The following is a 26,098-nucleotide window of genomic DNA, read 5'->3' as shown; positions in this document are numbered from 1 at the left end:
AGCAGCCTATCCCCCGTGTCAATCGAAGGCCTCGCCTTCCGCGCCTGGCCGGTTCATACAGGGGCAAGACTTCCATTTGCCCAGAGGAATACGAAATGAAGATGTGCGTTGTGGCCGCCCGGGCAGGGTCGAAGGGACTGCCGGACAAGAACATCAAGATGTTTGCCGGAAAGCCCCTGCTTGCCCACACCGTCGAGCAGGCGCGGGAATCGGGAATCTTTGACATCATTGCTGTGACCAGCGACAGCGACCGCTATCTCGGGATCGGGCGGGACGCCGGCGCGAACCTGCTGATCGACCGACCGGCTGAACTTGCCACCGATACCATCAGCAAGCCGCCGGTGCTGCGTCATGCGCTGGCAATGGCGGAAGCGGAAGCCGGGCAGGAAATGGAAATGCTGTTCGACCTGCAACCGACATCACCGCTCAGGATGCCGGGCGACATTCCCGGTGCGGCGCGGACACTGAGCGAGCGGCCGGACCTTCACAATGTCGTTTCGGTCAGCCATGCGAAGGCCTCGCCCTACTACACCCTGGTGGAGGAAACCGCGGACGGGCGTGTGGAACTTTCCAAGCCGCGGGACGGGCGTTACGGACGCCGGCAGGACCTGCCGAGCTGCTATGAGCTCAACGGTTCGATCTATGCCTGGAGACGGGAGCCGATCCTGGCCGAAATGCCTGCACTGACTGACAAAACAGGTTTCTGGCTGATGGCCGACGAGTGCAATTTCGACATCGACACGCCGCTTGATTTCGCCATCGCCGGCTTTGTTGCACATCATCATTTCGGCTGGCCGGAAACCCGCTGAATATCCACCGTGTCACCGGGCATGGGACACTGGATCCGGTAACCAACCGGAGACTGCCATGACCGCGACACCGAAGCTCGAGCTGCCGCTTCTGGCCGCCGCCCAGGCCCAGAAGCATGTCACCCACAATGAAGCGCTGATGGCGCTTGATGCGCTCGTCCACCTAAGCCTGAAGAGCCGGACGGAGCTTGCGCCGCCGCCCGATCCGGAAGACCAGTCCGCCTATCTCGTCCCGGACGGCGCCGGTGGCGGGTTTGCCGGGCAGGACGGGCGGATAGCGACCTATATCGACGGGCAATGGCTGTTTCGCACGCCGCGCGCGGGCTGGCTGGCTTTCGTGGAAAGCGAGTCCGCCGCCCTTGTCTGCAACGGCACCGGCTGGCAGCCCCTCGGCGAGGGCGGTGGCGGCGCAACGCCCGCACTGCTTGGCATCAACACCGTCGCCGACACGACGACGCGCTTCGCTGTCGCCGCAGAGGCATCGCTGTTTACCGGCGACACGGGCGATCACCGTCTGAAGATCAACCGGAGCTCCTCGAACGACACCGCCTCGATGCTGTTCCAGACCGGGTTTTCGGCCGTCGCGGAATTCGGCCTGACCGGGGACAGCGCACTCCATCTTCGCCACAGCGCCGACGGCAGCAACTTTGACGACGCCATGGTGGTCGATACGGTGTCCGGGCAGGTGGCTTTCCCGGCGGTGTCGGGCGCGGTGGGCGGCGATTATCTGATCAATGGAGATTTCTCAATCAACCAGCGCGGCTTTGCTGGCGGCGCCCTAGCCGACGGTAATTTCGGTTTCGACCGCTGGAAGGCGGTCGGTGCGAGTAGCCTTTCGCTTTCAGGCGGGTCCCTCACCCTTGCTTCGGGCAAGATACGCCAGGTGATCGAAGCCCCCGAGCTGGCCGGGGAAACCGTGGTGGTGTCGCTGGATGACCCGACCGGCGACATTGCCGTCGAACTGGGCAGCGCCAGCGGCACCATTCCAGCAGGCAGCGGCCGGCAGGCGGTGCGCCTGACCCTTGGCGGCGGCGACAGCGGCAATGTCGCGCTTTCGCTGTCGGCGGTTGCGGGCAGCGTCGGCTTTGCCCGGGTCAAGCTGGAACTGGCCCCGGTGGCAAGCCGCTGGCGATCGCGCCGGGCGGGCGAGGAGCTGTTCCTGTGCCAGCGCTACTACCGCATCCTGACCTTCAACCTGTCGACCGGCAGCGGCAGCGGAACCCAGAGCTACAGCCTGCCCATCACCCCGCCCATGGCCTACACGCCGAGTGCGACACGGGTGGGGAATGTTGTTTCAAACGGGGAAACGGGGACCACACAAATCGTATCGACCGAGGTCAACAACAGTTCGACCTTTGGCGTCTACAACAGCGGAACCGGCGTGGTTGGCGGAAAATACCTCCTGGAAGCTGAACTCTGAACCAGTTGCTAGCCTGCTGGAGACCCAATCAGGTCCAGTATCCGGGACGTGGCAGACCCGGGATCGGCCAGATTGCTCCGGGCAGCCCGCCAGCAGTCCCGCTTGCCCTCTTGCCCTATCGCTGCAAACAGCTGAGTGCTCAGATCAGTGCCCGGAAGCGCCACCTTTGCAAGACCCAGCGCCACATAGGGCAGGACCTCGAAGGAAATCCTTGAGGCGAGGTCACCATGCAACTTACTTGAATGAAGCATCGCCACGGGTGTCACCAGCGGGCTGCTCGAATGAAAATTCAGGTAGGCCGCATCATAGAGACAGTTTGACATCACGGCACACACGCAATCGCACAGCAGCAGCGCATCCTCGATCGGCCAGGCCTCGAGGAAATGAACCTGCGGCAGACAGGAATGCATGATTTCGAGCGTCTGCTGCCGCTGCGCTTCGCTCTCGCGGGGATGGGGCTTGTAGACCACGTCCACCGTCACCGGAAATTCGCGGACCGATTGCGACCACTGGGCAATCGATTCGCGATAGCCGGGCAAATGATGAAGCGCCTGCCCGAACCAACCGATGACCGGCCGGTCTGCCAATCCCACACGGTTTCTGGCTGAATGCCTTCTTTCGGCGATGTCGAGCCCTGCATATTCCGCGTGTCTTGTTGAGCCCACAACAACGCAGTCGGTATCATGCGCAGCTCTGGTCAGTTTTGCCGCTGCCTCGTCCAGAACCAGGAAACGGTCCGGCTTGCGGCCGAAGAATCCGTTCCACTCACCCCAGAAATCCTGCAGCAGGAAACCCTTGCAGGATCGCATCTGCAACAGCGCTTCATCGATGCCGCCCTGTCCGGGGGAGGAAAGACCGGCGACAATCACATCGGGATCAACCTCCCGCACAATGCGTCCGGCTTCCGCAAGGAGAGCCGCGGCCTCGGGACCAGCCGGTTCGTTGGCAGCGGGCAGTTCCACCGCAATGGGAGCAATTCCGCGACGCGCCAGAATATTCAAAGCCGGCTCCTGAGCCACCACAACGACCCGGAAGCGGTCATCACGGGAGGCTTCATCGATAACCGGTGCAGCATAAAGGGCGGCGGCCGCATCGCGGGCAGAGAAAATTATAGTTTTTCGATTGTGCATCCGATAACTATCACTGAGGAAAGGCCTGAAGGGGTAGAGGTCCAAGCCCCTGGCCTGCTATCTCTGAAGGAGTGGAGTGGAAAGCCGCTCAGTTGTTAAGTCAAGTGTGCGGCTGGTTTTTGGTGATGAGTAATTAATGATTCTTTTTTGCGTCTACTCCGTCTCACAGATCCGGATTTTCGAGGAATTCGCTCGCCGGATGCCGGAGACGGAACCTTGTTTCTTCCTGTCATTCAACGACGCCAAGGAGATCAACGACACTCTTCGTTCGGCAGCTTCAAGCCTCTCCAGCCACCTGGAGGTTCTTTCGGCACTCAGCGACGGTGTCGCGGATTCGGAGCTTGACGACGAACGGCGAAACTCGGACTTCACGCGTTTTCAAGAGAAGATTCCGCTCAACGAGTCCTATTGCAACCTCCTGTTTCGTCAGAAAGCAGCATGCCGGAAACTGCTCAATGAGAAAAAGGTCGACACCGTTATCGTCTGCGAGGACGGGCCTGGTGGCTGCGCCCCACTGATAGCTACAGCGAAGGATATGGGTATCCTGGTCGTCGAGATGCCTTTCGGCATCGGCGAGATGCGTGACTATCAGATGTATATCGAAAACCGGGCTGAAGAGAACACACTGAACCTGGTGCCCGAGGACGAGACTGGAAGAGCCCTGCGCCAGTATGCTTCAAAATGGATCCTGCCGACCGATTACGGCTCGATCACGCTGTTCCCAGCCGAGTTCGTGCTGGCCCGGATCGCCGCAGGCCTGGACCTGCCCGAACCTTGGGTCGTCCATGGCGGTCCGGCGGATGCGCTTTTTGTCGAGTCCGACGCAATGGAGCGTATCTACAAGCGGGAGAATGTCCCCACGGCAAAGCGCATCATGACCGGTTCGTGTTATGCTGATACCGTCTATGATGAAATTAATTCGGACCCAGCACTAAAGCGGGCGTACGAGACAGCGAGCCTCATCAATCCTGAAAAGCCACGCATTCTCATCGCACTTCCGCCCAGCTATCACGGCGAGCGCAAGGCAGAGTTTGCCACCTACAAGGAAACACTCGAGCGCTTGCTGAAAGGCTGCAAGGCTGCACACCCGCATGGCCATATCACTGTTTCCGTGCACCCGGCAGCGGACGCGCCAACCCGCCAAATGATTGCCGTTCTGGCGGACGACGTCTCGGAAGACTGGCTTCTGCGCCTCATAGCGAGAACGGACGTTTTTGTTCCTGTTTTCTCCAGTACAACACGCTGGGCATTGATGGCGAAGAAACCAATCGTGAATTATGATTTGTACCAGTTCGACCTACCCACCTACGACACGGCTCCTGCGGTATTCACCACCACGAAACTGGACGTGGCGCTTGAGCGACTGGGTGACATACTGGCCACACCGGAAAGCTATCATCGCGCGGCTCTGGAAGTCAGCGACTGCAGCAGCGAATGGGGCATGATGGACGGGCTTAACTTCGAGAGGATCTGGAGCACCTTGGGGGATTTGAGAAAGGCGAACAGGGAAGCCAGAAGGCCGCTGAGTGTGACGCGGCGGGTGCTTTCTCTCTTCAGGAAAAGACAGGACTAGACGCATGGTGTCGGACTACAAGAGAACCGAGGTCTACAGCGGACCGGAAGCAGCGCAACCAAAGCACATGTTCGTCTGGCTTTGCAACAAGCTTGCGGACACCGGCATTGCCTGCGGCAGCATCCTCGACGTGGGCGCCGCAACCGGCGATTTTCTCAGATATGCCGCGAGCCGGTTTCCGAATGCCACATGCGAAGGACTGGAATACGATAGGGAGCTTGTGCAGATCGGCAACGCCAAGGCGGCTGCCATCAAACTGCATCACGGTGACGCCAACAGCATGGATGCTCTGAATGACCAGGCTTTCGATGCGGTATTTTTGACAGGAACACACAGCATTTTCGAGGATTTCCGGCCGTCCTTCGCCGAATGCATTCGCGTCGCTCGTCCCGGTGGCCGGGTGTTCATCACCGGGCTGTTCAACGACTATCCTGTCGACGCACGTATCCACTGGCGATATGCGGAACGTTTCGAGGATGACTGGCATCCTGGTTACAACCTGTTTTCCAAGGCGAGCATAGCCGCGTTTCTGGCGGGACAGCCAAGGGTGCCGGCGCACACCTTCGAGAAATTCGTGTTGCCATTTGATCTCGAGCCGCAACAGGATCCAATACGCTCCTGGACCGAGCCTGGCGACACGGGAGAGCGCAACTTCCGCAATGGCATCATGCCCCTCAATCTCGAATTGCTGACCCTGACGATCGGATCAGACAGCGGAGCGGAGCGGTGAGCAACAAGCCGAAACAGAAAATCGGCAGCCAGTATATCGGCGCGGGAGAATTGCCGCTGTTTCTTCCCGATATCGATGTCTACTTCAAGAATGACACAGACGGGGCTCGCCGGCTCGTGAACGAGCTTGCATCGCTCGGCGTCACCACGCTCAAGGGCGCCATTCTGCACGATGCGGAAATTTGCCTGCCAATGGGAGACACGGGATACTACGTCCCCGGAAAAGGTGTAAGGACGGAAAACTATCGCGCAGTGATTGAGCGGCATGTGGTGCCGCTGGAAACCTTCAGGCGGATCTATTCCGAGGCAAGGGACAAGGGTTTGGAACTCGTCCTGAGCGTTTACGACGAGGCGGGCATCGCCCTGGCGCTCGAACTCGATTCTGCCGCCCTGAAGATACCCAGCAGCAACATCACGCATGCACCGTTGATTCGGGATGCCGCTTCGACCGGACTGCCGCTGATAATCGATACGGGGCGCTCGACGATGAACGAGATAGAGCGCGCCGTTGGCTGGGCCCGCGATGCAGGTGTCAAAGTTCTGATCATCGAACACAGTCCACCCGGCCCACCGGCCCCGGTCAACACATTCAATCTCAACATGATGACGGCGTTGGGCGAAAACCACGATTGTTATGACGGGCTGTCGGATCACTTCATGGGCATTGACATGATGCTGGTTGCCGCTGCACGCGGAGCCGATGTCATCGAGAAAGGGGTCTGCCTCGACCGGACCGAAAACGACATCGACATCGCCCATGCCCTGCCGATCTCTCAGGTCGGAAATGCACTAGAAAAGATCGAACTCTTTCACCAGTCGCTGGGATCACGAGAGCGCGTCCTGCCGGCAGACAGGCCGCGCCCGCCGGACCGTATGTGCGTCGTGGCTGCTGTCGACCTTCCCGCAGGAACCCCTATCACGCGAAGCAACGTCCGATTCGCATTTCCGCCGCTGGGCATTGGAAGCGAAAACTGGGACAGCCTGGACGGAAGGCCGGTGCACAGATTTGTCCCCGCCGGGCAACCGCTGCAAGATGATGACCTCTGAAACCGACTTCAACGCGCCTGCCCATCCGGGCCATGATCCGATCCCGTTGCGCTTTTCTCCGGTTGACGGCAAATGGCTTTCGAATGTCTTTGCCGACCTTCCCATCGAAAGAGTGGAAAAGGCTGCGAACGGATGCAGCACCGCCGATGCCGGTTACTATCGGCTTACGCTTGCAGATGGCCGGCTGCTGTTTGCAAAGGTCAAGTCGGGCGAACGGGCGACAAGGGAACACAAGGCGGCAGAACTGTCTTCTCAACTCAACCGGCTCGGAGCCGCGACGCTTGCCGCAGAACGGACACGAAAAGAGGATGGTTTGAGCCTTTTCCTCTACCCATGGATAGAACCGGCCTTTTATGACGATAGCTTGAAGGGGCTGGCAAACCTGGGTGGTGCGCTCGCGCTGCTTCACAGCAAAATGCGGAACCTGCCACAACCGAACGCGCCTGGGCAGCACCTCTTGGACATCTGGGCAGACCGTCTGCGGCTGGCCCGCAATGCCGACCACGCCGCGGATTATCTCCTGGCGCTGTCCCGGGCGAGTGATGCTCTCGCGCGGACGAAGAGCCAGATAGCCCACAATGACATTCATCGAGGGAATGTCATATTTGAGGGCTCGGAAGTCGTGGCATTCATTGACTTCGAAGACGCGGTCGACACCCGCTCTTCTCCGCTGATCGACATTGCAGCAAGCCTGGAACGATTTTGTCTTTCACCGGCTCCAAGCGAGATCAGGGTGCGCGCGCTGCTGACCGGTTATGCAAACGCTTCGGACGGGACTCACGCGATCAGTGCGTGCGATATCACTCATGTTGGCCTGTGCCGCTGTTATCATGCGTTGACCGTTCTCGAGTTGTCGAAAGACCCTGAAAACCCGGCATGGCGTGACGAGAGAGATAAGTTCTTAGCACTACTGGACGATTGGCCGCAGTGGGGCGAAATCATCGGCAGAGCTTTTGATGGTTTGCTCATTTGACGCCATCGGCCACAAGCTTTATTCCGAACCCACCTTCAAACATTCAAAGGCCCGGATCAATTCATGAAAACAGCACTCATCGGACTTGGACGAATGGGCATGCGGCAGGCGACGGTGCTTCGCCAATGCGGTCTCGACATCACGGCGATCAGCGATCTGAATGCCGATGCCTGCGCAACCGCGGGCGAAGAGTATGATGTCGCGCCCGAGAATCGGTTCGCTTCCGGCGAGGAACTGATCGAAAAAATCAGGCCGGAGCTGCTGGTGGTCGCCACCACCGCGCCGAGCCATCGCGAGCTGGTGATCAAGGCCGCCCAGAACGGCGCGCGGAAAATCCTGTGCGAGAAACCGATGGCGGTCAGCCTCGACGAGTGCCAGGATATGGTCGACGCCTGCCAGGCGGCCGGGGTCGAGCTCGCCGTCAATCACCAGATGCGCTCGATGGAACAGTACACCGTTCCCAAGTACATGGCCGCGTCGCCGGAATTCGGCGGCATCGGCAGCGTGATCGTCAGCGCCGGCAATTTCGGCATGGCGATGAACGGAACGCATTATTTCGAGATGTTCCGTTACATGACGGACGAGGAACCGGTGCTGGTCAGTGCCTGGTTCTCCGACGACAACCTGCCCAATCCGCGCGGCCCGCAGTTCAAGGACGCGGCGGGCAGCATCCGGCTTGAAACACCGTCGGGCAAGCGCTTCTACATGGACTGCTCCTCCGACCAGGGCCACGGCATGCAGGTGACCTACAATTGCCGCAACGGCCGCATCACCATCGATGAGCTCGACGGCTCGATGCATTACGTCGCGCGGCATCCCGAACACCGGAGCCAGCCAACCACCCGCTACGGCATGCCCTATGACAAGGGCGAGCGCACGATCACGCCGGCCGACGCGGTAGCGCCGACCCGGGCGGTGCTGGAAAGCCTTCTCAAGGGCGAGGATTTCCCCAACGGACAGGACGGGCTGCTGGCGATGAAGCTGCTGATCGCGGCTCATGTTTCCAACGCGCGCGGCGGCATCACCATAGACCTGCGCAAGGAAGAGCTGCCCTCGGACTTGGCGCTTCCGATCGCCTGATGGCTGCGGGAGCGGTGCTGATCGGCAGCGGTCCGAGCCTCGACAGCGGAGAACTCTGCGAACTGGCCGGACTGCCCGCCATTGCCTTCAACCGCTCGTTCATCGCCTGGCAGGACTGGGGCTTCACGCCCTGCTACTACGCCTGCACAAACGCCGCCACGGCCGCACTGGTGATCGATGATACGGAAAGCATCCTTGCCTTCGAAGGGCTTGAGAGGATCTGGCTGCACCACCTGTTTGCGCAGTGCGAGGCGGCGCGCAAGGACCCGCGGGTGAATTTCGTCAGCCCGGCCGAAACAGCCTTTGGCGTTCACGACGGCCAGATCGCCGACTACGGCAATGTCGGCGCCTCGAGCCTGCAACTGCTTTGGAGCATGGGCCACGACCGCATCCTGCTGATGGGAACCGACGCCCGGTACCGGCGGCGTGAAGGCGGCCCGGCGATCAATCATTTCCGGGCCGACTATATTCCCGCAGGGTTTTCCAGCACCGCGCCGGCACGCTCGGAGAAATGGGCCGATGCCATTGCCGACGCCCGCGCCCACGGGATCGAGTTGCGCTTGCGGGCCAGGGGATCCGCGCTGGGCGACATCGCCGGGCTCGAACAGGACACGGCAACGCTCGCGCAGACGCTGGCCTGGCTCGCCCAGTAGAGCCTGCGCTGCCGGCCGCACAAGCCGGATCCGAATGGTCAACATGTCGGACACGCCGAGGTCTCCGACATCGGCCAAGCCCCCGGGGGCGAAGTGACAACAAAGCCTAGAACACTCTGGAAGTCGTTTCACAGACCATGTATGAGTGCGGTCCCGGTCAGGGCGCAATACCATTGGTCCGCATCACGTTATCCGGGCTTGCTGGTCAATGAAACACAACTGATGGACAGGTGAATGCTCGGCCAGACCGCAAAACGGCTCCGGAACAAGGTTTCCGCAAAGCTGGCATCCATTCGAGGCACCCTGGAAGTCGTGCTGCTGACGCTCCGGCTGGCTGAAGGGCATCGGGGCTTTGTCTTCGGCTACATTCTCCTTGCGATCATCAATGCGGCCACCGAGAGCTTCTCCATCATGCTCATCGTGCCGCTGCTTCAATCCTTTTCATCCGACAGCATCTTCGCCGGCGTTCCGGTGCTCGACTCCGTCGGGCAACTGCTGCTGCCATTTGAACCCGAAGTCAGGCTGCGCTGGGTTGCCGTCATCCTGCTCGGGATCATCCTGGTCAAGTCCGCAGTCCAGTATTTCACCGAGGTGATGATCTACATCCTGCCCCTGCGGCTCGAGCGCGATTTGAGAATGCGCGCGTTCGCGGCGATGATGGAAAGCCGGCTGTCCTTCGCGGAAGGCATATCGACCGGTGACATCGGCAACTACACCGCCTCGTTTCCGGCACGCGCCGGCCTCGCACTTCGTTTCCTGATCCAGGGCACAGCGGCAGCGATCACCATCATCATCATGCTGGCCCTGTTCATCGCGATTACGCCGTCGGCGCTGATGGGGCTGGCCGGGTTCGTCATCATCGGGTCGATCCTGTTCAAGCGCCTGACCGGTCCGCTTGCCAGCCGGCTGGACATGGAAATGACGGAATCGCAACGCGACTTCACGCAAGCCTATTTCGAGGCGGTCAACAACAAGAGAACGATCAGGATCTTCAACGCCACCGACACGTTTCTCACCCGCATCAACAAGCTTCTGGAGCGGCTTCGCGGCGTGCAGACGCAGACGATCGCGGTGCAGAACGCGACCTACCCGTTCTTCGCCACCCTTTCGGGGGTTCTCGTCTGCGGCCTCGTGCTGATGGCAAGCTTCGCAAGCCCCGACCAGGCCCAGGCGCTGCTCGGCGTTCTGCTGCTGTTTCTGGTTGCCTCCGCACGCATGCTCGGTCCCTTCAGCGTGGCCCACATCGCCCGCATGCACTTTTCCATCCATGCAGATCCGGTTCGCAAAATGGATTTCTTTCTCAAGGAAGCTGCCCGGAACCGTGACACTGACGGCGAGATCGTGCTTCCGAGGGCCGCCCAGGAGATCACCTTCAGTGATGTCTCGTTCGAATATCCCGGCTCCCGGGCAGGCGTGAAGGATCTGGACTTCAGCGTCCGGCCCGGCGAGTTCCTGGCCATAGTCGGCCCCTCCGGCTCCGGCAAGTCGACGATCTTCCATCTGCTGTCGCGGCTGCGGCGACCGGACCAGGGCGAGATATCGATCAACGGTCACCCGCTCAATGACCTGAAGATCCGGTCGTGGTGGGACCAGCTCTGCATCGTCAGCCAGGATGTCCCGATCTTCAACGCGACGGTTCGCGAGAACATTCACTTCGGCAAGACCGATGAACCCGACGACGGCCGTATCTGGGTTGCGCTCGAAAACGCGGTGGCCGCCGATTTCGTCAGGCGCATGCCCGAGGGGCTCGATTCCCCGCTGGGAGAGTTCGGTTCGAACCTGTCGGGCGGTGAGCGGCAGCGCCTGGCCCTGGCCCGCGCCTTCTATCACCGCACGCCCGTCATCCTGCTTGACGAAGTGACCAGTCAGCTGGATGCCGAAACGGAGCAGCGGATCGCAGAGAGCATTACGAAACTGCACAGCGACAACCACACCATCATCGCCATTGCGCACCGGCCGAAGACGATCCGCGGCGCCGATCGGGTGCTGGTCCTGAGGGACGGACGAGTGGTGGCCAGCGGCGATCATGACACGCTGCTGGCGGAGAACGAATTCTACCGGGACATGGCGGGGCCAGTGGAAACCATGGCGCGCTCCTGATGAAGATCGTCGTTTTCACCAATGCGGCGCATCAACGGAAATACATAGACACGGTCCGTAGCGCGGTCGCCGGAACGAGTGACGTGGTCGTGGAATCGGTTGAGGCCGGCCTTGAGGAAACCGATGACGACAAGAAAGGCGAGGCTGGCGGCAGCGAGTCCTTGCTTTCCTACATCCGAAGTTTTGTCAAAGGGGCCGCTGCGCTCGGCTCACGGGCGGGACGCATCCTCGCCAAGATCCTGCTGTCGCCCCTCTACCTGACCTATTACGCGGAACGAGGTCTGCGCAGGTTCGCCCGCAGGCACAAGATGACATTCCTGCGACCCTCGAAATTTCTCCGGAAACACCCGCGGGTTGTTGCCGGTTTCGAAAAAGTGCTGCGCGCCTTGCTGTCGATCCTCCGCAAGCTGAGTCCCCCGGCGGCGCTGGGCTTCATCGTGCGGACCTGCAGCAAGATCTGGAGCTTTTACAAGCGCCAGTCCTTGGCCTATGCGGTGTTTTCGGAGACGCTGTGGCGCGACTATCTGGCCGAACGGCTGTTCTCCCGGAACCCAGATCTGATCGTCCTTCTCGAGGACAATGCCGAGGGCCTGACCGGGCTGGTTTCGCACATGGCGCGGCAGCGCAGCATCCCCTACGTCGTCCTCCCGGACTACATTCCCAATCCCGCCGAACCGGCGCGCTATTATTTCGACAACCCGCAGCATTCCGCCGATAGCTTAACCGGGCGGGTCATTCGATATTTCGCACCTCGGTGGATCCTCGAATATGACGGCAAGCGGCTGCTGCGGCTGCCTGGAAACGCAGTCTTCGTCAGATGGATGCGAGGTCAGCACTGCCCGCAGCCGTGGATCCTGAACGCCGGCTATGCGGAGGCAATCCTGCTGGAAAGCAGGGCATCGGTGAAACACTACGAGAAGCTCGGGTTCTTTTCGCAGAAGCTCAAGGTGATCGGCGGGGCGACCGAGGACAGCCTCCACGAGATCGCCTTGCGCAAGGACGAGTTGCGCCGGATGCTCGACGCAGAGTACGGCTTTTCGGCAGACAAGCCGCTGGTAATCTGCGGCCTGCCACCGGACCAGTACACGGCAGCGACAGAGGGGTTCGAATTCCGGTCCTACGAGGAACTCTGCCGGCAATGGTTCGCCGCCCTCGAGGCGGTCACCGATCGAGCGAACGTCCTCGCTGTCCGGCATCCCCGCATGAAGGCGGAGGTGTTTGCGCCCTACCTGAAAGGGCGGGTCAGGCTGGCAAACCGCAGTCTCGACGGCATTCTGCCAGCCTGCGATCTCTATATTGCCTGCATTTCCACGACGATCCGCTGGGCGCTGGCGCTTGGGATCCCGGTCCTCAATTATGATACCTACCGGTACGATTACGGAGACTTTTCCTCGGCGCACGGCTGCCTCGAGGTGACGTCGGTGGAGGCGTTCCAGCAGGCGCTTGAAACAATGCTGCTGCCGGGCGGCCTTGACGAGATCAGGTCCGCCGCGGCCGCGGACGCGAGCGAATGGGGCCTCACGGATGGTAAATTCAAGGAGCGCCTTCGCGATACGCTTCTTGAGGTCCGCCGGACCTACAAGGGCAGGACCACGCCCACCCATGCGGGCAACTACCGCCTGAAAAAGCTGTCTTGATAGCGGAACTTACCCGTCAATGACGCAATCGGCCGGTAGCCTGACCCGCGGATCTGGCGTGGCAGCGTCGAGCAGAGGCGCATTGCCCGCTGGCTTGAGGTGACACTCGTCGGCCTCGATGAGATAATCGAACAGATAATCGTACTTCTTCGGTTCGGGTCCGTCCGACGAGGTCACGACGGTGCCGCGCAATGATACCTTGCTCGAAACCACCTTGATGCCGATCAGCGACGCATCGGCCACGCGGACATTCTCGACGATCACCGAACCCAGCGGCTCTCCGTCGATGCCTTCCTCGCCACGGATCCCGAACATGAAACCCTTTACCGTACCGTTTTTGATCTTAACGTTATCGCCGCTCTCGATGTAGATGCCTGACTGCACACTTGACTGGCCTGTGCCTGAGACGGTCTTGCCGTTGAGATCAACAGTGACATCGGAAGCCTTTATATAGACGAGGTACTCGGTATCCTTTTCAAAGGTGATGTCTTCCTGCACCGTATAGCAGCCCGGCCGATCGAGAATCGCCGGGCCGAACACCTGATAACAGCCATCCTTCAGCCTGTTCTGGTAGGGCGACCGGTTCTTGTCGACCGGCGAAATCGCCATCGCGATCGTAGCAAGCGATCTGTCGATCGAGGAAAGCCCGGTGTCTGCGGATTCAAGCAAGTCGGCGATCGGCGCCAGCGCCGAATACGTGCCGACACCGACCGCGAAGATTATCCCGGTCGTTGCATACAGAACCAGGTTCTCCGGATACTTGCTCATAGCTTGCGTATCTCGTCCCGTGTGATTTCGATGACCTTGGCCTGGTCGGCATCACTCAACCCTGTGGAACAGGGCAGGGTCAAGACCCTGGGCCAGATTTCATCACTGACGGGCATCGGAGTCGCAGGTGCCGTTGCATAGGGTGCCTGCAGGTGAGCGGGCTTCCAGAACGGCCTTGCGTCGATTCCCGCCTCGCGCAGACGTCCGCGCAGGTCGGGCAGATGCCGGGCAAAATCCGGGCGGAGCACAACGCCTGCGAACCAGTGGCCGTTGCGGACGTAGTCAGGGTCGGGGAACGGCTCAACCGTGTCGAGGTCGGCGAATGCGTCGCGATAGGCGATGGCGATGCGCCGCTTGGCATTGAGAAACAGGTCCAGGTTTTCCATCTGGGCGCAACCGACCGCGGCCTGGATATTGGTCATGCGGTAGTTGAAGCCGACCATGTCGTGATCGTAGTCTGCCCCCACCCGAGCCGTTGTGGTCAGGTGGCGGAACAGCTTCGCCTTGGCTTCGTCATCGGTGACGATGGCTCCGCCGCCACCTGCAGTCACCGTCTTGTTGCCATTGAAGGAGAACATGGTGAAGTCGGCACCCAGTGATCCGGAAGGCCGGTTCTTGTAACCGGTCCCCAGCGCCGCCGCGGCATCGGCGACCACCGGAAGCTGATAGCGTTCAGCCAGTGCGATGATCGGATCCATGTCTGCAGGGATGCCAAGCGTGTAGACGGGAAGAATGGCGGCAACGCGCTGGCCGGTTGCGCTGTGGCGCAGGCTGCCGTCTTCTGCCCGTTCGGTTTCGGCTTCGAGCGTGGCGGCGAGCAGTTGGGGATCGAGAGTCCAGCTTCCGGCAGCCACATCAAAGAGCCATGGCCGGGCCCCGCAATGGGCAATCGCTGCTACCGAGGCAATGAAGGTGAAGGACGGCGCGATCACCAGATCACCGTGTCCCACGCCCGAGGCAACGAGGGCGGCATGCAGGGCCGTCGTTCCGGCGGAGGTCGCGACCGCGTATTTGGCGCCTGAAGCTTCAGCCACCATTTCCTCGAAGCGTCCCACGAAGGGGCCGACTGTCGATACGAAGGTCGATGTGATGCATTCCTGGAGGTACTCTGCCTCGCGGCCGGCAAGGTTCGGGACTGCTAAGGGGATCATCGGCTCATACTCTAAGATCGAGTGATTTATCGCTGGATTTGTGGGTCGTGAGAAAGGACGGCTCGATCCGCGCAACCAGGTTCTTGAGCTGATCCTTGTCTATACTCGGCGGGCGCGCAGCGGTAGCACCTTCACGGAAAATCGCCTCGACGTCATCGATCAATGCCGAGACAAGCCCGTTCTCGGCCGGCTTGTAGGCGATCGCCATCAACTCGTTGAACCCCACGTCCAGCGCAGTTTCGCCTTCGGCGATGAATTCCTCGTAGGGCTTTTCGCCGGCTGTATCGAGCGGCGTCAGCAACAGCGGCCAGCGGCCTTCGGCGCGAAGCTTTCCGACCGATGCCCGCGCCTCGGCTTCGTCGGTCATGATTTCCGGCTTGAAGCCGGATTTCTCGAGAAAGCCGCTTGCCATGCGCTCAAGCAGAAGCAGGTGTTCATCCGGATTGAGCTTCGGCACAATGATGTGCTGATCCGGTCCGCAGATGGATGCCAAGGTGCAGAGCTGCCCGGATTCTTCGAGCGAGACGAAATAGCGGCGGGTATCGCGCGGCGCGGCAAGCGGCTGGCCTTGTTGCAGTCGCCGCTCGAAACTCTGTAGCAGCGATCCGTTGGAGAACGCCACATTGGCAAAGCGCGCGGAGGTAATGGTCGCTTCCAGTCCTTCGGCCGCCTCGCCGCTGAACATGACGTGTTCCATCAGCCGTTTGCTGGCGCCCATGAAGGAGCTGGGGTTTGCGGCCTTGTCCGTCGAAACCGAGAAGAAGCGCCCCGAGAATCCGGTCTCCTTCAACCAGCGCAGCAATTGTGCCTGCTTGCGGAAATTGGTGTCAAACATCTGCAACATCGAGAAGACGTCCTTCTCCGAGCGGACATGCTTGATGGCGGCGAAGTTGAGAACGATGTCATAGGGCGCCTGCTCGTGAATAAGCAGCCGCATTGCCGGAGAGCCATAATCAAGCGGCAGGGTCCGGAAATCATCAACGGCGAGCACCTGTTCACGCGAACGCAGCGTTCGCACCAGTTCGGCAAGCTCGTTTTCATTCTGGTCGACCACATGCAAGGATGCCGGCTCATAGCCCGCAAGCACTTCAACCGTCGAAGAGCCGATGGAGCCGGCTGCGCCGATCGCCAGAATCCGACGCCCCTTGACCCTTTCCTCCAGCGTACTCGCAAACTTCCGGAGGTCATCGGAAAACAGTGGCATCGATCGCCCGGTGGCGAGACTGGCAAGTGTGTTCGGCACGAATTCACCTATTGCTTTGTGTTCACGTCAACGTGTGCGCTCAAGTGCTGGAGCCGGTGTCCGGGGATCCCTTTCCTCCGTCCACGGCGGAGAATGTGTTGTTGGCGCGCTCGAGATCGTCCGGCCGACCAATGTCGAGCCAGTGTTCGCGCACCGGGAACGCGACAATCGGCTTGTCCAGATCGATCAGGCGATCAAAGAAGCTGTTCATGTCGAAAAACTCGTCAGACGGGACATGATCAAGCACCTCCGGCTCAAACAGGTAGATACCTGCGTTGACCAGGAAGTTGCATTGCGGCTTTTCACTCAGCCCGGTGATGCGCCGGTCACGGACATCAACGACACCGAAGGGGACCTCATAACTGAAGTTGTTGACTGCCATGGTCGCCACCGAGTTGTTTTCGTGGTGGAAACTGCGCATCGCCATCAAGTCGACAGAGGTCAGAATATCGCCGTTCATGACAAAGAACGAGGTTTTCGGCCGATTGTCGAGCAGAGAGAGGGCACCAGCTGTCCCCATGCGCTTGTTCTCGCGCACGAAGGTGAACCTCGCGCCATAGCGCGATCCGTCACCCAGGTGCTCTTCGAGCATATGGCCGAGGTAATTCACGCAAAGAGTGATGTTGGACAGGCCCTGCGCCACAAGCCGGTCGACGATCGTGTCGATAAGGGGACGACCACCCACCGAAATCAGCGGCTTGGGGACCTTCTCCGTCAGCGGACGAAGACGGGTCCCCAATCCACCGGCCATGATCACCACCTCGTTGACGTGGCTGGTCTGCTGCTCGAGCATCGGGAGATAGGCAAGGTCGCGGACGCGCCCTTCATCATCGACAATCGGCATGTGGAGAATCTGTTCATGCCGCAACCGGCTCAACAGAACCTGCTTGTCGGACCCCCAATGAGCGGTTCGCGGTTTTGCCTGCATGAATTCCCGGATAGGTGTCTCAAGGCCATGACCTTGCAACAGCGTCCGCCGGATATCGCCGTCCGTCACAATCCCCAGGAGGCGCCGCTCCCCATCAATGATGATTGCGATTTTCAAACCGCTGGTATCGATTGCCTCGATCGCGGCGCGCATCGGCTGGTCTGGAAGCAACAGAACTTTTTCTATGTCAACATACACGGCTTTCACCTAGCTAGCCTTGGCGCCAGCGAAGCGCCCCACCCCTTAAATTTCCGGTCTGCAGCGGGCCCCCCAGCGGAGACGCAGATGGCCCCGAGAGGGTCTGAATGCAGAAAGCACTCAATACATTCAACCTGTTCGACTTGCCACCCCTTTTCTTACCGCTCTCTCCACATGCAAAATGGTACACGACGGTCAGTAGCAAGGCAGAGATCGAGGCAAACGCCCGGCGACGAGAGCGCAACCGCCGCCCCACGGCCGGCGTGGCCCGTCGGGGGCCGGCAGCGCCGCATTGTCAGCGGTGCCAGACCCGCCGATTGACATAATCTGTGTAGCTCATGACGATCCGGACAATCTTGTCGGATACATTGGTAGGCGTGTAGTCATTCGGTATTCTCAGGCTGCGGTTATCGCCGCGAGGCTGTTTCTCAAGAATCTCTAGCGCCTGCATGATCCGGACGGGGTCGAGCCCGACCATCATCACAGACGCTTCCTCGAAGCCTTCCGGGCGTTCATGCACTTCACGCAGGTTAAGCGCCGGAAAATTCAGGATCGCACTCTCCTCGGTGATGGTCCCGCTGTCAGACAGCACGGCGCGCGCCTGTACCTGCAACTGGATGTAGTCGAGGAATCCGAAGGGCTTTTCGAACCTTACCAGCGGATGCGCCGTCAGGCCGATCGCATCCAGCCGGTTGCGCGTGCGCGGATGGGTGGAAACGATCACCGGCTCGCCGTTGCGCTTGGCCAATCCATTGACGATTTCAATGAGCGCCGAGAGCCGTTCAGGAGCGTCGACATTCTCCTCGCGATGCGCGCTAATGACGAAGTAGCGGCCCTGCTCCAGGCCGAGTTGCGCAATTATATCGGATTTCCGGATGTCCTCACGGTAATGCTCGATCACCTCTCCCATCGGGCTTCCGGTGACGATGACCTGATCAGGGGGGAAGCCTTCGCGCAACAGATACTGGCGCGCGATCTGGCTGTAGGTCAGGTTTATGTCCGAGACGTTGTCGACGATCTTGCGATTGATCTCTTCAGGAACCCGCTGGTCGAAGCAGCGATTTCCGGCTTCCATGTGAAAAACCGGTATCTTGCGCCGTTTTGCGGAGATCGCCGAAATGCAGCTGTTGGTGTCCCCCAGCAGCAGGACGGCGTCCGGCTTGTGCCGCTCCAGCGCCGCATCCGACTTGACAATCACATTTGCAATCGTCTCGGCGCTGCTCTGACCCGCGGCCTCCAAGAACTCGTCGGGACGCCGAATGTTCAGCTGCCCGAAGAAGATCTCGTTGAGTTCGTAGTCGTAGTTCTGGCCGGAGTGGACCAGCACGTGTTCGAAATGCTGATCGAATTTGGCGATGACCCGGGACAGCCGGATGATTTCCGGACGCGTTCCGACGATGGTCATAATCTTGAGCATGGGTACCCCCGGGGCTGTCGTTTGGCTGCCTGACCGAAGTTGCGGGCCAGTGTAGCCGGCCCGGTGCTGCGGCTGCTCCTTGTTTCACGCCCGATCCCTGCCTTGCAAGTATGCAACTGAAAAAGCCTCAGATCCGAATTGGGCGTGCCGGGCGGCGCGATCATCTTTCTGCGTGGATCAACGATAATGGGCAGTCTTGCCGTTTCCGGATGGAGACACCGGTTCCAGGGGTCGCGCCGCGCCGTCCAGCGGTTTCCGCGATTGCCTTTTTCCGCAGTCCTGCTAAATCGCGGGCTATGACAAACACCCCGCTCTCCCATATCCGCAATTTTTCGATCGTGGCACACATCGACCACGGCAAATCCACGCTTGCCGACAGGCTGATCCAGACCTGCGGCGGACTTGCCGAACGTGAAATGAGCAAGCAGGTGCTCGACTCGATGGACATCGAGAAGGAGCGCGGCATCACCATCAAGGCGCAGACGGTGCGGCTGCACTATACCGCCAAGGATGGCGAAAAATATGTGCTCAACCTGATCGACACGCCCGGCCATGTCGACTTCGCCTACGAAGTCTCGCGCTCGCTCAGGGCCTGCGAAGGCTCGCTTCTGGTGGTGGACGCCTCGCAAGGGGTGGAAGCGCAGACGCTGGCCAATGTCTACGCGGCGCTCGATGCCGACCACGAGATCGTGCCGGTGCTCAACAAGATCGACCTGCCGGCGGCTGAGCCTGACCGCATCAAGGAACAGATCGAGGAAGTGATTGGCCTGGATGCCTCGGACGCCGTGATGATCTCGGCCAAGTCCGGTATCGGCATTCCCGACGTGCTGGAAGCCATCGTCACCCGGCTTCCCGCGCCCAAGGGTGGCGATGCCAAGGATCCGCTGAAAGCCATGCTGGTCGACAGCTGGTATGACACCTATCTCGGCGTCATCGTGCTGGTGCGCGTGATCAACGGCGAGATGAGGAAGGGACAGCAGATCCGGCTGATGGGCACCGACGCCCGCTACACGGTGGAGCGGATCGGCATCATCACGCCGAAGCTCGTGACCGTCGACACGCTCGGGCCGGGCGAGATCGGCTTCATCACCGCCTCCATCAAGGAAGTGGCCGACACAAGGGTGGGCGACACCATCACCGAGGAGAAGCGCCCGACCGCGGAACCTCTCCCGGGCTTCAAACCGGCCCAGCCGGTGGTGTTTTGCGGGTTGTTCCCGGTCGATGCGGCGGATTTCGAGGATCTGCGCGCGGCCATGGGCAAGCTCAGGCTCAACGACGCCTCGTTCTCGTTTGAAATGGAAACCTCGGCAGCGCTCGGCTTCGGCTTCCGCTGCGGCTTTCTCGGCCTGCTGCACCTGGAAATCATCCAGGAGCGTCTTGAGCGCGAGTTCGACCTCGACCTGATTGCCACCGCCCCGTCGGTGGTCTACCGGATGAACATGACCAATGGCGAGGTGCTGGAACTGCACAACCCCGCCGACATGCCGGACGTGGTCAAGATCTCGAGCATCGAGGAGCCGTGGATCAAGGCCACCATCCTGACACCGGACGAATATCTCGGCGCGATCCTGAAACTGTGCCAGGACCGGCGCGGCATCCAGACCGACCTGAGCTACGTCGGCAAGCGGGCAATGGTGACCTACCAGCTGCCGCTCAACGAAGTCGTGTTCGACTTCTACGACCGGCTAAAATCGATTTCCAAGGGTTATGCCAGCTTCGACTACCAGATCACCGGGCACGAGGCCGGCGACCTGGTGCGGATGTCGATCCTGGTCAATGACGAGCCGGTGGACGCGCTGTCGATGCTGGTGCACCGCTCGGCAGCGGAAAAGCGCGGCCGTGCCATGTGCGAAAAGCTCAAGGACCTGATCCCGCGGCACATGTTCAAGATCCCGATCCAGGCGGCCATCGGCGGCAAGGTGGTGGCGCGCGAAACGATTTCGGCGATGCGCAAGGATGTCACCGCCAAGTGCTATGGCGGCGATGCCACGCGGAAACGCAAATTGCTCGACAAGCAGAAGGCGGGCAAGAAGAAGATGCGCCAGTTCGGCAAGGTCGACATTCCGCAGGAAGCCTTCATCGAGGCGCTGAAGATCGGCGACTGATCCGGCCGGCGCCCTTCCGTCGGCCATCCTTGCCGCGATGTAAGGACAGATCATCCCCGCCCACCGGCCGCCAATGCGGCCGTTTCCCCCGGTTGACCGCCCGCACCGCCGGCATCGCCCGACCTGGCGCCAGCTGCTGCAATGCCGGAAAAGCAGGCCGCGTGCGCCGCGGCGGGAAGCAAAAACGAGATAATTGATATGACCGTGCATTCTGCCGTTGACAGGAGCGCCCAGACCCCCTAAATCCGCGCCAATGCCCAGATGGCGGAATTGGTAGACGCGCCAGCTTCAGGTGCTGGTACTGGCAACGGTGTGGAGGTTCGAGTCCTCTTCTGGGCACCACTTATTTTTCCGCTCTTGAATTAATTCAATGACTTCAGACACTTGGCCAGCCCCTCGGTACAGAACACGGTACAAGGAGCGGTACAGGTGGGTGTCGTTGTGAAGTATGTTCAGCAGGTAGGTGGACGATATGTCTACCGACGCGCGGTCCCCGAACGGCTTAGAGATGTCTTCGGAAAACGCGAAATAAAAATTCCGTTGGGAACATCCCAAGCCGAAATGATGCGAAAGTATGGCCCGGTCCATGCTGAGACTGAGAAACGCTTCACACTTATTCGCGAATCTCTAGCCCCGGCACCGCAAGGCAGCCCGGTTGGTGCGACAGACTTAGATCGCTTCAACCAAGCCATTGAGCGCATCCAAAGCATGGGCTGGTCTACTGAACTCGAACGTGCTGACGAGACGGAGAGGGAACACCGGCAGATCACGAGAGAACTGGAACTCGAGAAGTACCGCCCGAACAAGCACGGCGGCTATGAGGGTGTTCCTCCGGAGGAAGTCGCTTTTATAAGAGCGTTGACCTTTGATGAGATCCCAGAGCCGACGTTGCTCGATGCGAAGAAAATCTATGTCAAAGACAAGATCGCCGGAACTGCACGGGAGAGGCAAAACCTACTACGGCTTGAACGGGCATTGAAGCCGTTGGTCGACATAGTAGGCAAGGACCCACTCCTAAAACAAATCACCCGCAAAGATGGGAAGAAATGGGTTGAGGCGATGGTGAGGGCTGGCAAGTCTCCCGCAAACATTGAACGGACCCTGAAACCGCTTCAGGCGATGTTCAAGTATGCCGACCTTGAGTTTGCGCTGGGTGGTGGCACCAGCCCCTTTGACAAACTCGACCTCCCAAAACACAGACCAGCGAAACGAGAGGCTTTACCGCCGAATGTCGTTCAAAGCGTCCGCGAGCATCTTGATGTCAAGGGTATGCATGACCTTAAGCACATCTGGCTGCTAATGGAGTGGTCAGGTGCAAGAATTGGTGAGGTTAGTGGGCTGCTCATCAAGCACGTAGTCCTCGACCACGAGGTACCGCATATCGTGATCGAGCCTCATGACAAGCGTCCCTTGAAGACCATGACCTCACAAAGGAAAGTCCCCTTGGACAGCTTTGCATTGGGCGTAGCTCGGGATGCGCTGAACGCTGCGAACGGGAAGGAAGAGCTTTTCGGGAGGTTCTGCAAGCCTCGGGGCGGCGATAACGCATCACAGCATCTCAACAAGGTGATCCGGTTATTCACCGACGACCCTCGGCACGTAAACCACAGCCTCAGGCACGGACTCAAAGATCTGATGCGGTATGCTCAGGTACCTGATGCCATTCAGAACATGATCCTGGGGCACACCAACAAGGCTGTTGGCGACGGCTACGGCAGTGAGCGCAGAAACCTTAGGCTGATGAGAGACGCGTTATTGAAGGCTCATTCGATCGAAACGGACAGCCTGTAGGGATCAAGAGACCCGAACCGAGGGGGTTCGCAAGGAGCGGCTCAGAGGCCGTTCAAGGACAGTTGGAAGCTGAATGGGCGCTCAGGATGGCGGCGGTTGGTGGGGAGCACCGAGTCCTTAGGAAAACTTCAAGGCCCAATTTTGGCCTCCTAGGTCCACTGATCGCGACAAATAGGTGCAATTGTTAACGAACACCTGCTCTGATTCTTGACGCGAGGTGACGCTTGGATTCTAAGTGTTTTCGATGGGAGCGCCCGTCACTTGGGAGACAGAGTAGTTGGAAACCGCAAATCCGAAGTATCCTAACGCAACCATTGTGGAGGCGTTGTGCGAGATTCATCTCGTGAGGCAGGATTCTAGCGAGTTCAATCTGTCGCGCCCACTGCCCTTTTATATGGCTGTTCAAGAGCTTTTTCCCACCATGGAAACTGTCTTCGATGAACAAATAGAGGTGATATTTTCTCCGACCGGAGAGCCTACCCATAACCGGATCAATTCCCCTCGTCTCAGATTCTTCAATGAATCTCGGACAAGCCTGATCCAGTTAGGTCAAGATGGAAATGTGTTGACGTTCAACGTCCTTAAACCGTACCCTGGGTGGGAAGCACTGCGAGCAACCGTTGAATCCTTGTGGCCCAAGCTCAGGGATATCTTGAAGCCGCAGAAGATTGGGCGCGTTGGACTGCGATACATTAATCGAATAGAGCGCTCCCAAGAGTTCCCTCTCCTCTCTGATTGGCTTAAGCCCAACGACTACCTACCCAAAGCTGTAGTCGCCTCTAGATCCCCGTACAATTTCAATGCAAGCGTGGAGGATGCCGAAGGAAGACAACTCAACATTCGAGTTGGCGAGCCGGAACCCGGCGGCGCAACGATTTTCGACATCGACGTTGTCTCGAAGCGGAGCCATAGCCCCGAGACAGAGGAACTGATTTCGACCCTCAATCATTTACACGACGAGGAGTGGTCTGTCTTCGAAGGCTCAATAACAGAGACCTTCATGCGGCATCTCAGAGGAGCGCAAGGTTGAGGCGAGTAAAAAATCGAAAATGGAAATAATGGGGGTTTGATATGTATAATTTCGGAAGATACGCAGTTTCGCCGGAAGCTTGGTATGAATACGCGACACCTGACTACTCCGTAACGTACAAGGACTCTGGTGAGCCAAGCCGCGTGGACTTTGATCCAATCGTGAATTTGGAGCTGGTGCTTAGTAGGGCTATTCAGTCACCGGTGGAAAGCGAGGATCTTCGCTACACAGCTGCAGCCGCTCTCCAGAGGCTTACGAGCAGAAGCGAGGAAAGCGTTGACGATTGGGCAAATCGGCTGGCACCAACCTTTTTCGCTGACCTCGAAAACCGAAGCTCCTAGGCAAGCGTAAGCTAAAAATATGGCGGTGGAGCCGGATTGCCCTACTAACTGGGATTACGAAGATGTAGCAGACAAGTCGGACCTAGTGGTTCGCACTCGAGAGATGCTGGTTAGTCTCAGGGGAAGCAATCCGGCTAATCAGCTCGCTCATGCAATGGATACTCGACAAATCCACGGCCACTTCTTCCGTGGGTACGCCCCTAAGGATTTTCCATATTTTGTGGGTCACTATCGCGGCGAGAATTTTCGCTGCCTGAAAGACTACGAGGTAGGCATCACATCTGACCCGAGAGTTGGCCATCCAGCGGCTACCGTTCCGCTGGAAATGGATGAGTTCTCCAGACAGCTCGAAGAGACCATAGCAATCATCGATTTCCAGTTGAAGGCTCCTAAGTCTCTGTTCTCGGAAGTCGACAAGCTGGTCTCATACTGCCGAGTGGTGGCAGCATTGTTCGTCTACTTTCTGGAAATCCACCCATATGCCAATGGTAATGGCCATATGGCGCGAGCAATTGTCCTTCTGCTCTTGGGTCGACAGTCCATCTACCCTTCAAACGGCTGGAGCATCGACCCCAGACCCAAGGACCCACCATACTCAAATCTAATCTCACGCTATCGAAACGGCGATCACGACCCTTTGGTCAGATTCCTTATGAACTGTATCTGACAGTTCATTGCGTTCGGTAGCACTGGGCTCCCGCGCTGCTTCGAAGCGCTTGGTGGGTGCGATAACCGGGCCTATTGAACCTACAGGCAATCGCCCATCGGTTCATTCACCCTGAATATCAACTTGCGCACAGATTTTCGCACCCATGAGGCACCTGCTTTTTGGGTTGCAAAGTCGTGCCTCAGAAAGGCAAATCAAAATGAAAGACCTCAACAAAATACGTGAATTTGAATTGAAGTACCAGATGGACCTCATCCGGTCCTACCTTCAAAAGAATTCCATGCCATGCAAGGAAAGCGACGTAATCCAGTTCGCTTTGGACATGGCCGAAATAACCATCATGCGAATCCGCCGTTGCCAGAATGCTTGATCCTCAGCTCTTTATCGCCACAGACGGGTTGCCCGCCTTTCTGTCTGGTCCGGCCCTTCAGGATGCCATGTTCCAGAAGCCCGAAAAGATCGTAGGGGACTGGCTCTGCAAAGGGTCGCTAGCGATGGTCTACGGAGCCACGGGGATCGGCAAATCATGGTTTAGCCTGACGGTGGCTGCGTCGATTGCAAACGGACAGGACGCCTTTGGATGGGAAGTGCCGAGCAAACGGAAGGTCGTGTACTTCGATGCTGAGATCGACCCATACGATACGCAGAACCGGATCAAGGGATTGTCCCCAAGCGGAGTGCCCGACGAGTTGGCCCTGTGTTCCGGGATCAGGCTTGAGAACGGACTACCCCAATTGCACGAACCAGAGGCCCAGGAAGCGTACCTAGAGGTGATTGAGGAGCAGGGGGCGGAGGTGGTCGTCTTCGACAACCTCTGCTCAATCGTAACGTCTGGCAGCATCAGTGATGATGATGTCTGGCTGCCCATACAGCCCTTCCTCAACAAGCTGCGGCAGAGGGGGATCGCGGTCATCATCGTCCATCATGCCGGTAAGACTGGGGACTATCTCGGCAGCTCTCGCATGACCCAGAACCTCGACACCGTCATTAAGCTAGAGAAGCCTCAGTCCCACGACCTTCAGAACGGCGCAGTGTTCAGCATCCGCTTCGAGAAGGGGAGAGCGGTGTTCGGCGATGCCGCGACCGGTGTCTTTGCGAAGCTCGTTCAGGGACCTGAAGGCGAGCTTGAATGGGATCTCGGAGAGCTGTCTTCGAGGGACCGCTCTGAGGAGGCAATGAACCAAGTGGTCGATGCTATGCGGTCCAAGAAGTATGAATAGCCCCGAGTTTTCTAGACGCCCTCGGTTTTCATTTCTTGCTGCCGTTCGAACTCGACGGGCGACAGCATCCCGTTCCTGGCATGCTTGC

General features: G+C 59.2%; 21 protein-coding genes and 1 tRNA gene. 16 read left to right on the top strand and 6 right to left on the bottom strand.

The window, feature by feature from the left end; translation table 11 throughout:
- Positions 1–95: 95 nt before the first annotated feature.
- Positions 96–809 (top strand): acylneuraminate cytidylyltransferase family protein, encoded by a 714-nt coding sequence (locus tag CRO46_RS13430; RefSeq protein ID WP_097108314.1) that lies wholly within the window; start codon positions 96–98, stop codon positions 807–809.
- A 58-nt stretch (positions 810–867) separates the two neighbouring features.
- Positions 868–2,229, top strand: coding sequence for a DUF2793 domain-containing protein (locus CRO46_RS13425; RefSeq protein WP_097108313.1), 1,362 nt, complete (start codon positions 868–870; stop codon positions 2,227–2,229).
- An 8-nt stretch (positions 2,230–2,237) separates the two neighbouring features.
- Here CRO46_RS13425 and CRO46_RS13420 read toward each other — a convergent pair whose 3' ends face one another.
- Positions 2,238–3,359 carry a hypothetical protein gene (locus tag CRO46_RS13420; protein ID WP_097108312.1) on the bottom strand — a complete coding sequence of 374 codons (1,122 nt, stop codon included), beginning with the start codon at positions 3,357–3,359 and terminating at the stop codon, positions 2,238–2,240.
- Positions 3,360–3,495: 136 nt separating this feature from the next.
- Here CRO46_RS13420 and CRO46_RS13415 point away from each other — a divergent pair, with 136 nt between their 5' ends.
- The 8 genes from CRO46_RS13415 (at position 3,496) to CRO46_RS13380 (ending at position 13,151) form a co-directional block, all read left to right on the top strand.
- Complete coding sequence (locus CRO46_RS13415) at positions 3,496–4,932, top strand: hypothetical protein (protein ID WP_097108311.1); 1,437 nt, start codon at positions 3,496–3,498, stop codon at positions 4,930–4,932.
- A 4-nt stretch (positions 4,933–4,936) separates the two neighbouring features.
- Positions 4,937–5,662 carry a class I SAM-dependent methyltransferase gene (locus CRO46_RS13410; protein ID WP_097108310.1) on the top strand — a complete coding sequence of 242 codons (726 nt, stop codon included), beginning with the start codon at positions 4,937–4,939 and terminating at the stop codon, positions 5,660–5,662.
- A complete protein-coding gene (locus tag CRO46_RS13405) occupies positions 5,659–6,708 on the top strand; it encodes an N-acetylneuraminate synthase family protein (protein WP_097108309.1) in 1,050 nt (349 codons plus the stop codon). Before CRO46_RS13410 ends, CRO46_RS13405 begins: the two co-directional genes overlap by 4 nt.
- Positions 6,695–7,681: a phosphotransferase enzyme family protein gene (locus CRO46_RS13400; RefSeq protein WP_097108308.1), complete on the top strand. Its 987-nt coding sequence runs from the start codon at positions 6,695–6,697 to the stop codon at positions 7,679–7,681. Before CRO46_RS13405 ends, CRO46_RS13400 begins: the two co-directional genes overlap by 14 nt.
- A 63-nt stretch (positions 7,682–7,744) precedes the next feature.
- Positions 7,745–8,761 carry a Gfo/Idh/MocA family protein gene (locus CRO46_RS13395; protein ID WP_097108307.1) on the top strand — a complete coding sequence of 339 codons (1,017 nt, stop codon included), beginning with the start codon at positions 7,745–7,747 and terminating at the stop codon, positions 8,759–8,761.
- Positions 8,761–9,414 (top strand): hypothetical protein, encoded by a 654-nt coding sequence (locus tag CRO46_RS13390; protein ID WP_097108306.1) that lies wholly within the window; start codon positions 8,761–8,763, stop codon positions 9,412–9,414. Before CRO46_RS13395 ends, CRO46_RS13390 begins: the two co-directional genes overlap by 1 nt.
- Before the next feature lie 234 nt (positions 9,415–9,648).
- The gene (locus CRO46_RS13385) at positions 9,649–11,514 is read left to right on the top strand and encodes an ABC transporter ATP-binding protein (RefSeq protein ID WP_097108305.1); all 1,866 of its coding nucleotides are present in this window, start codon (positions 9,649–9,651) and stop codon (positions 11,512–11,514) included.
- Positions 11,514–13,151, top strand: coding sequence for a hypothetical protein (locus tag CRO46_RS13380; protein ID WP_097108304.1), 1,638 nt, complete (start codon positions 11,514–11,516; stop codon positions 13,149–13,151). The genes CRO46_RS13385 and CRO46_RS13380 overlap by 1 nt, the downstream gene beginning before the upstream one ends.
- A 9-nt stretch (positions 13,152–13,160) precedes the next feature.
- On the opposite strand, the gene CRO46_RS13375 is transcribed toward CRO46_RS13380, so the two are convergent.
- From CRO46_RS13375 to wecB, 5 genes are all read right to left on the bottom strand, one after another.
- Positions 13,161–13,919 (bottom strand): right-handed parallel beta-helix repeat-containing protein, encoded by a 759-nt coding sequence (locus tag CRO46_RS13375; protein ID WP_097108303.1) that lies wholly within the window; start codon positions 13,917–13,919, stop codon positions 13,161–13,163.
- Positions 13,916–15,070 (bottom strand): DegT/DnrJ/EryC1/StrS family aminotransferase, encoded by a 1,155-nt coding sequence (locus tag CRO46_RS13370; protein ID WP_097108302.1) that lies wholly within the window; start codon positions 15,068–15,070, stop codon positions 13,916–13,918. The genes CRO46_RS13375 and CRO46_RS13370 overlap by 4 nt, the downstream gene beginning before the upstream one ends.
- Positions 15,071–15,074: 4 nt before the next feature.
- Positions 15,075–16,313, bottom strand: coding sequence for a polysaccharide biosynthesis protein (locus CRO46_RS13365; protein WP_097108301.1), 1,239 nt, complete (start codon positions 16,311–16,313; stop codon positions 15,075–15,077).
- 40 nt (positions 16,314–16,353) lie between these two features.
- Complete coding sequence (locus tag CRO46_RS13360) at positions 16,354–17,439, bottom strand: nucleotidyltransferase family protein (protein WP_097108300.1); 1,086 nt, start codon at positions 17,437–17,439, stop codon at positions 16,354–16,356.
- Positions 17,440–17,734: 295 nt separating this feature from the next.
- Entirely contained in the window at positions 17,735–18,856 is a 1,122-nt protein-coding gene (wecB, locus tag CRO46_RS13355; RefSeq protein ID WP_097108299.1) for a non-hydrolyzing UDP-N-acetylglucosamine 2-epimerase, read from the bottom strand.
- Between the two features lie 296 nt (positions 18,857–19,152).
- Between wecB and lepA the strand changes: the two genes are divergently transcribed.
- From lepA to CRO46_RS13320, 6 genes are all read left to right on the top strand, one after another.
- Positions 19,153–20,961: a translation elongation factor 4 gene (lepA, locus tag CRO46_RS13350; RefSeq protein WP_097108298.1), complete on the top strand. Its 1,809-nt coding sequence runs from the start codon at positions 19,153–19,155 to the stop codon at positions 20,959–20,961.
- A gap of 255 nt (positions 20,962–21,216) precedes the next feature.
- A tRNA-Leu gene (locus CRO46_RS13345) sits at positions 21,217–21,303 on the top strand.
- 87 nt (positions 21,304–21,390) lie between these two features.
- A complete protein-coding gene (locus CRO46_RS13340) occupies positions 21,391–22,752 on the top strand; it encodes a DUF6538 domain-containing protein (protein ID WP_143439046.1) in 1,362 nt (453 codons plus the stop codon).
- Between the two features lie 277 nt (positions 22,753–23,029).
- A complete protein-coding gene (locus CRO46_RS13335; RefSeq protein ID WP_097108296.1) occupies positions 23,030–23,782 on the top strand; it encodes a TIGR04255 family protein in 753 nt (250 codons plus the stop codon).
- 360 nt (positions 23,783–24,142) lie between these two features.
- Positions 24,143–24,790: a Fic family protein gene (locus CRO46_RS13325; protein WP_097108294.1), complete on the top strand. Its 648-nt coding sequence runs from the start codon at positions 24,143–24,145 to the stop codon at positions 24,788–24,790.
- Between the two features lie 437 nt (positions 24,791–25,227).
- Complete coding sequence (locus CRO46_RS13320) at positions 25,228–26,010, top strand: AAA family ATPase (protein ID WP_179759063.1); 783 nt, start codon at positions 25,228–25,230, stop codon at positions 26,008–26,010.
- Positions 26,011–26,098 lie beyond the last annotated feature (88 nt).

The sequence above is a fragment of the Parahoeflea halophila genome, from assembly GCF_900220985.1.
Lineage (GTDB): Bacteria > Pseudomonadota > Alphaproteobacteria > Rhizobiales > Rhizobiaceae > Hoeflea > Hoeflea halophila.
Note: the sequence above shows the minus strand (reverse complement) of the source record. Positions and strands in the feature narration are given on the sequence as shown.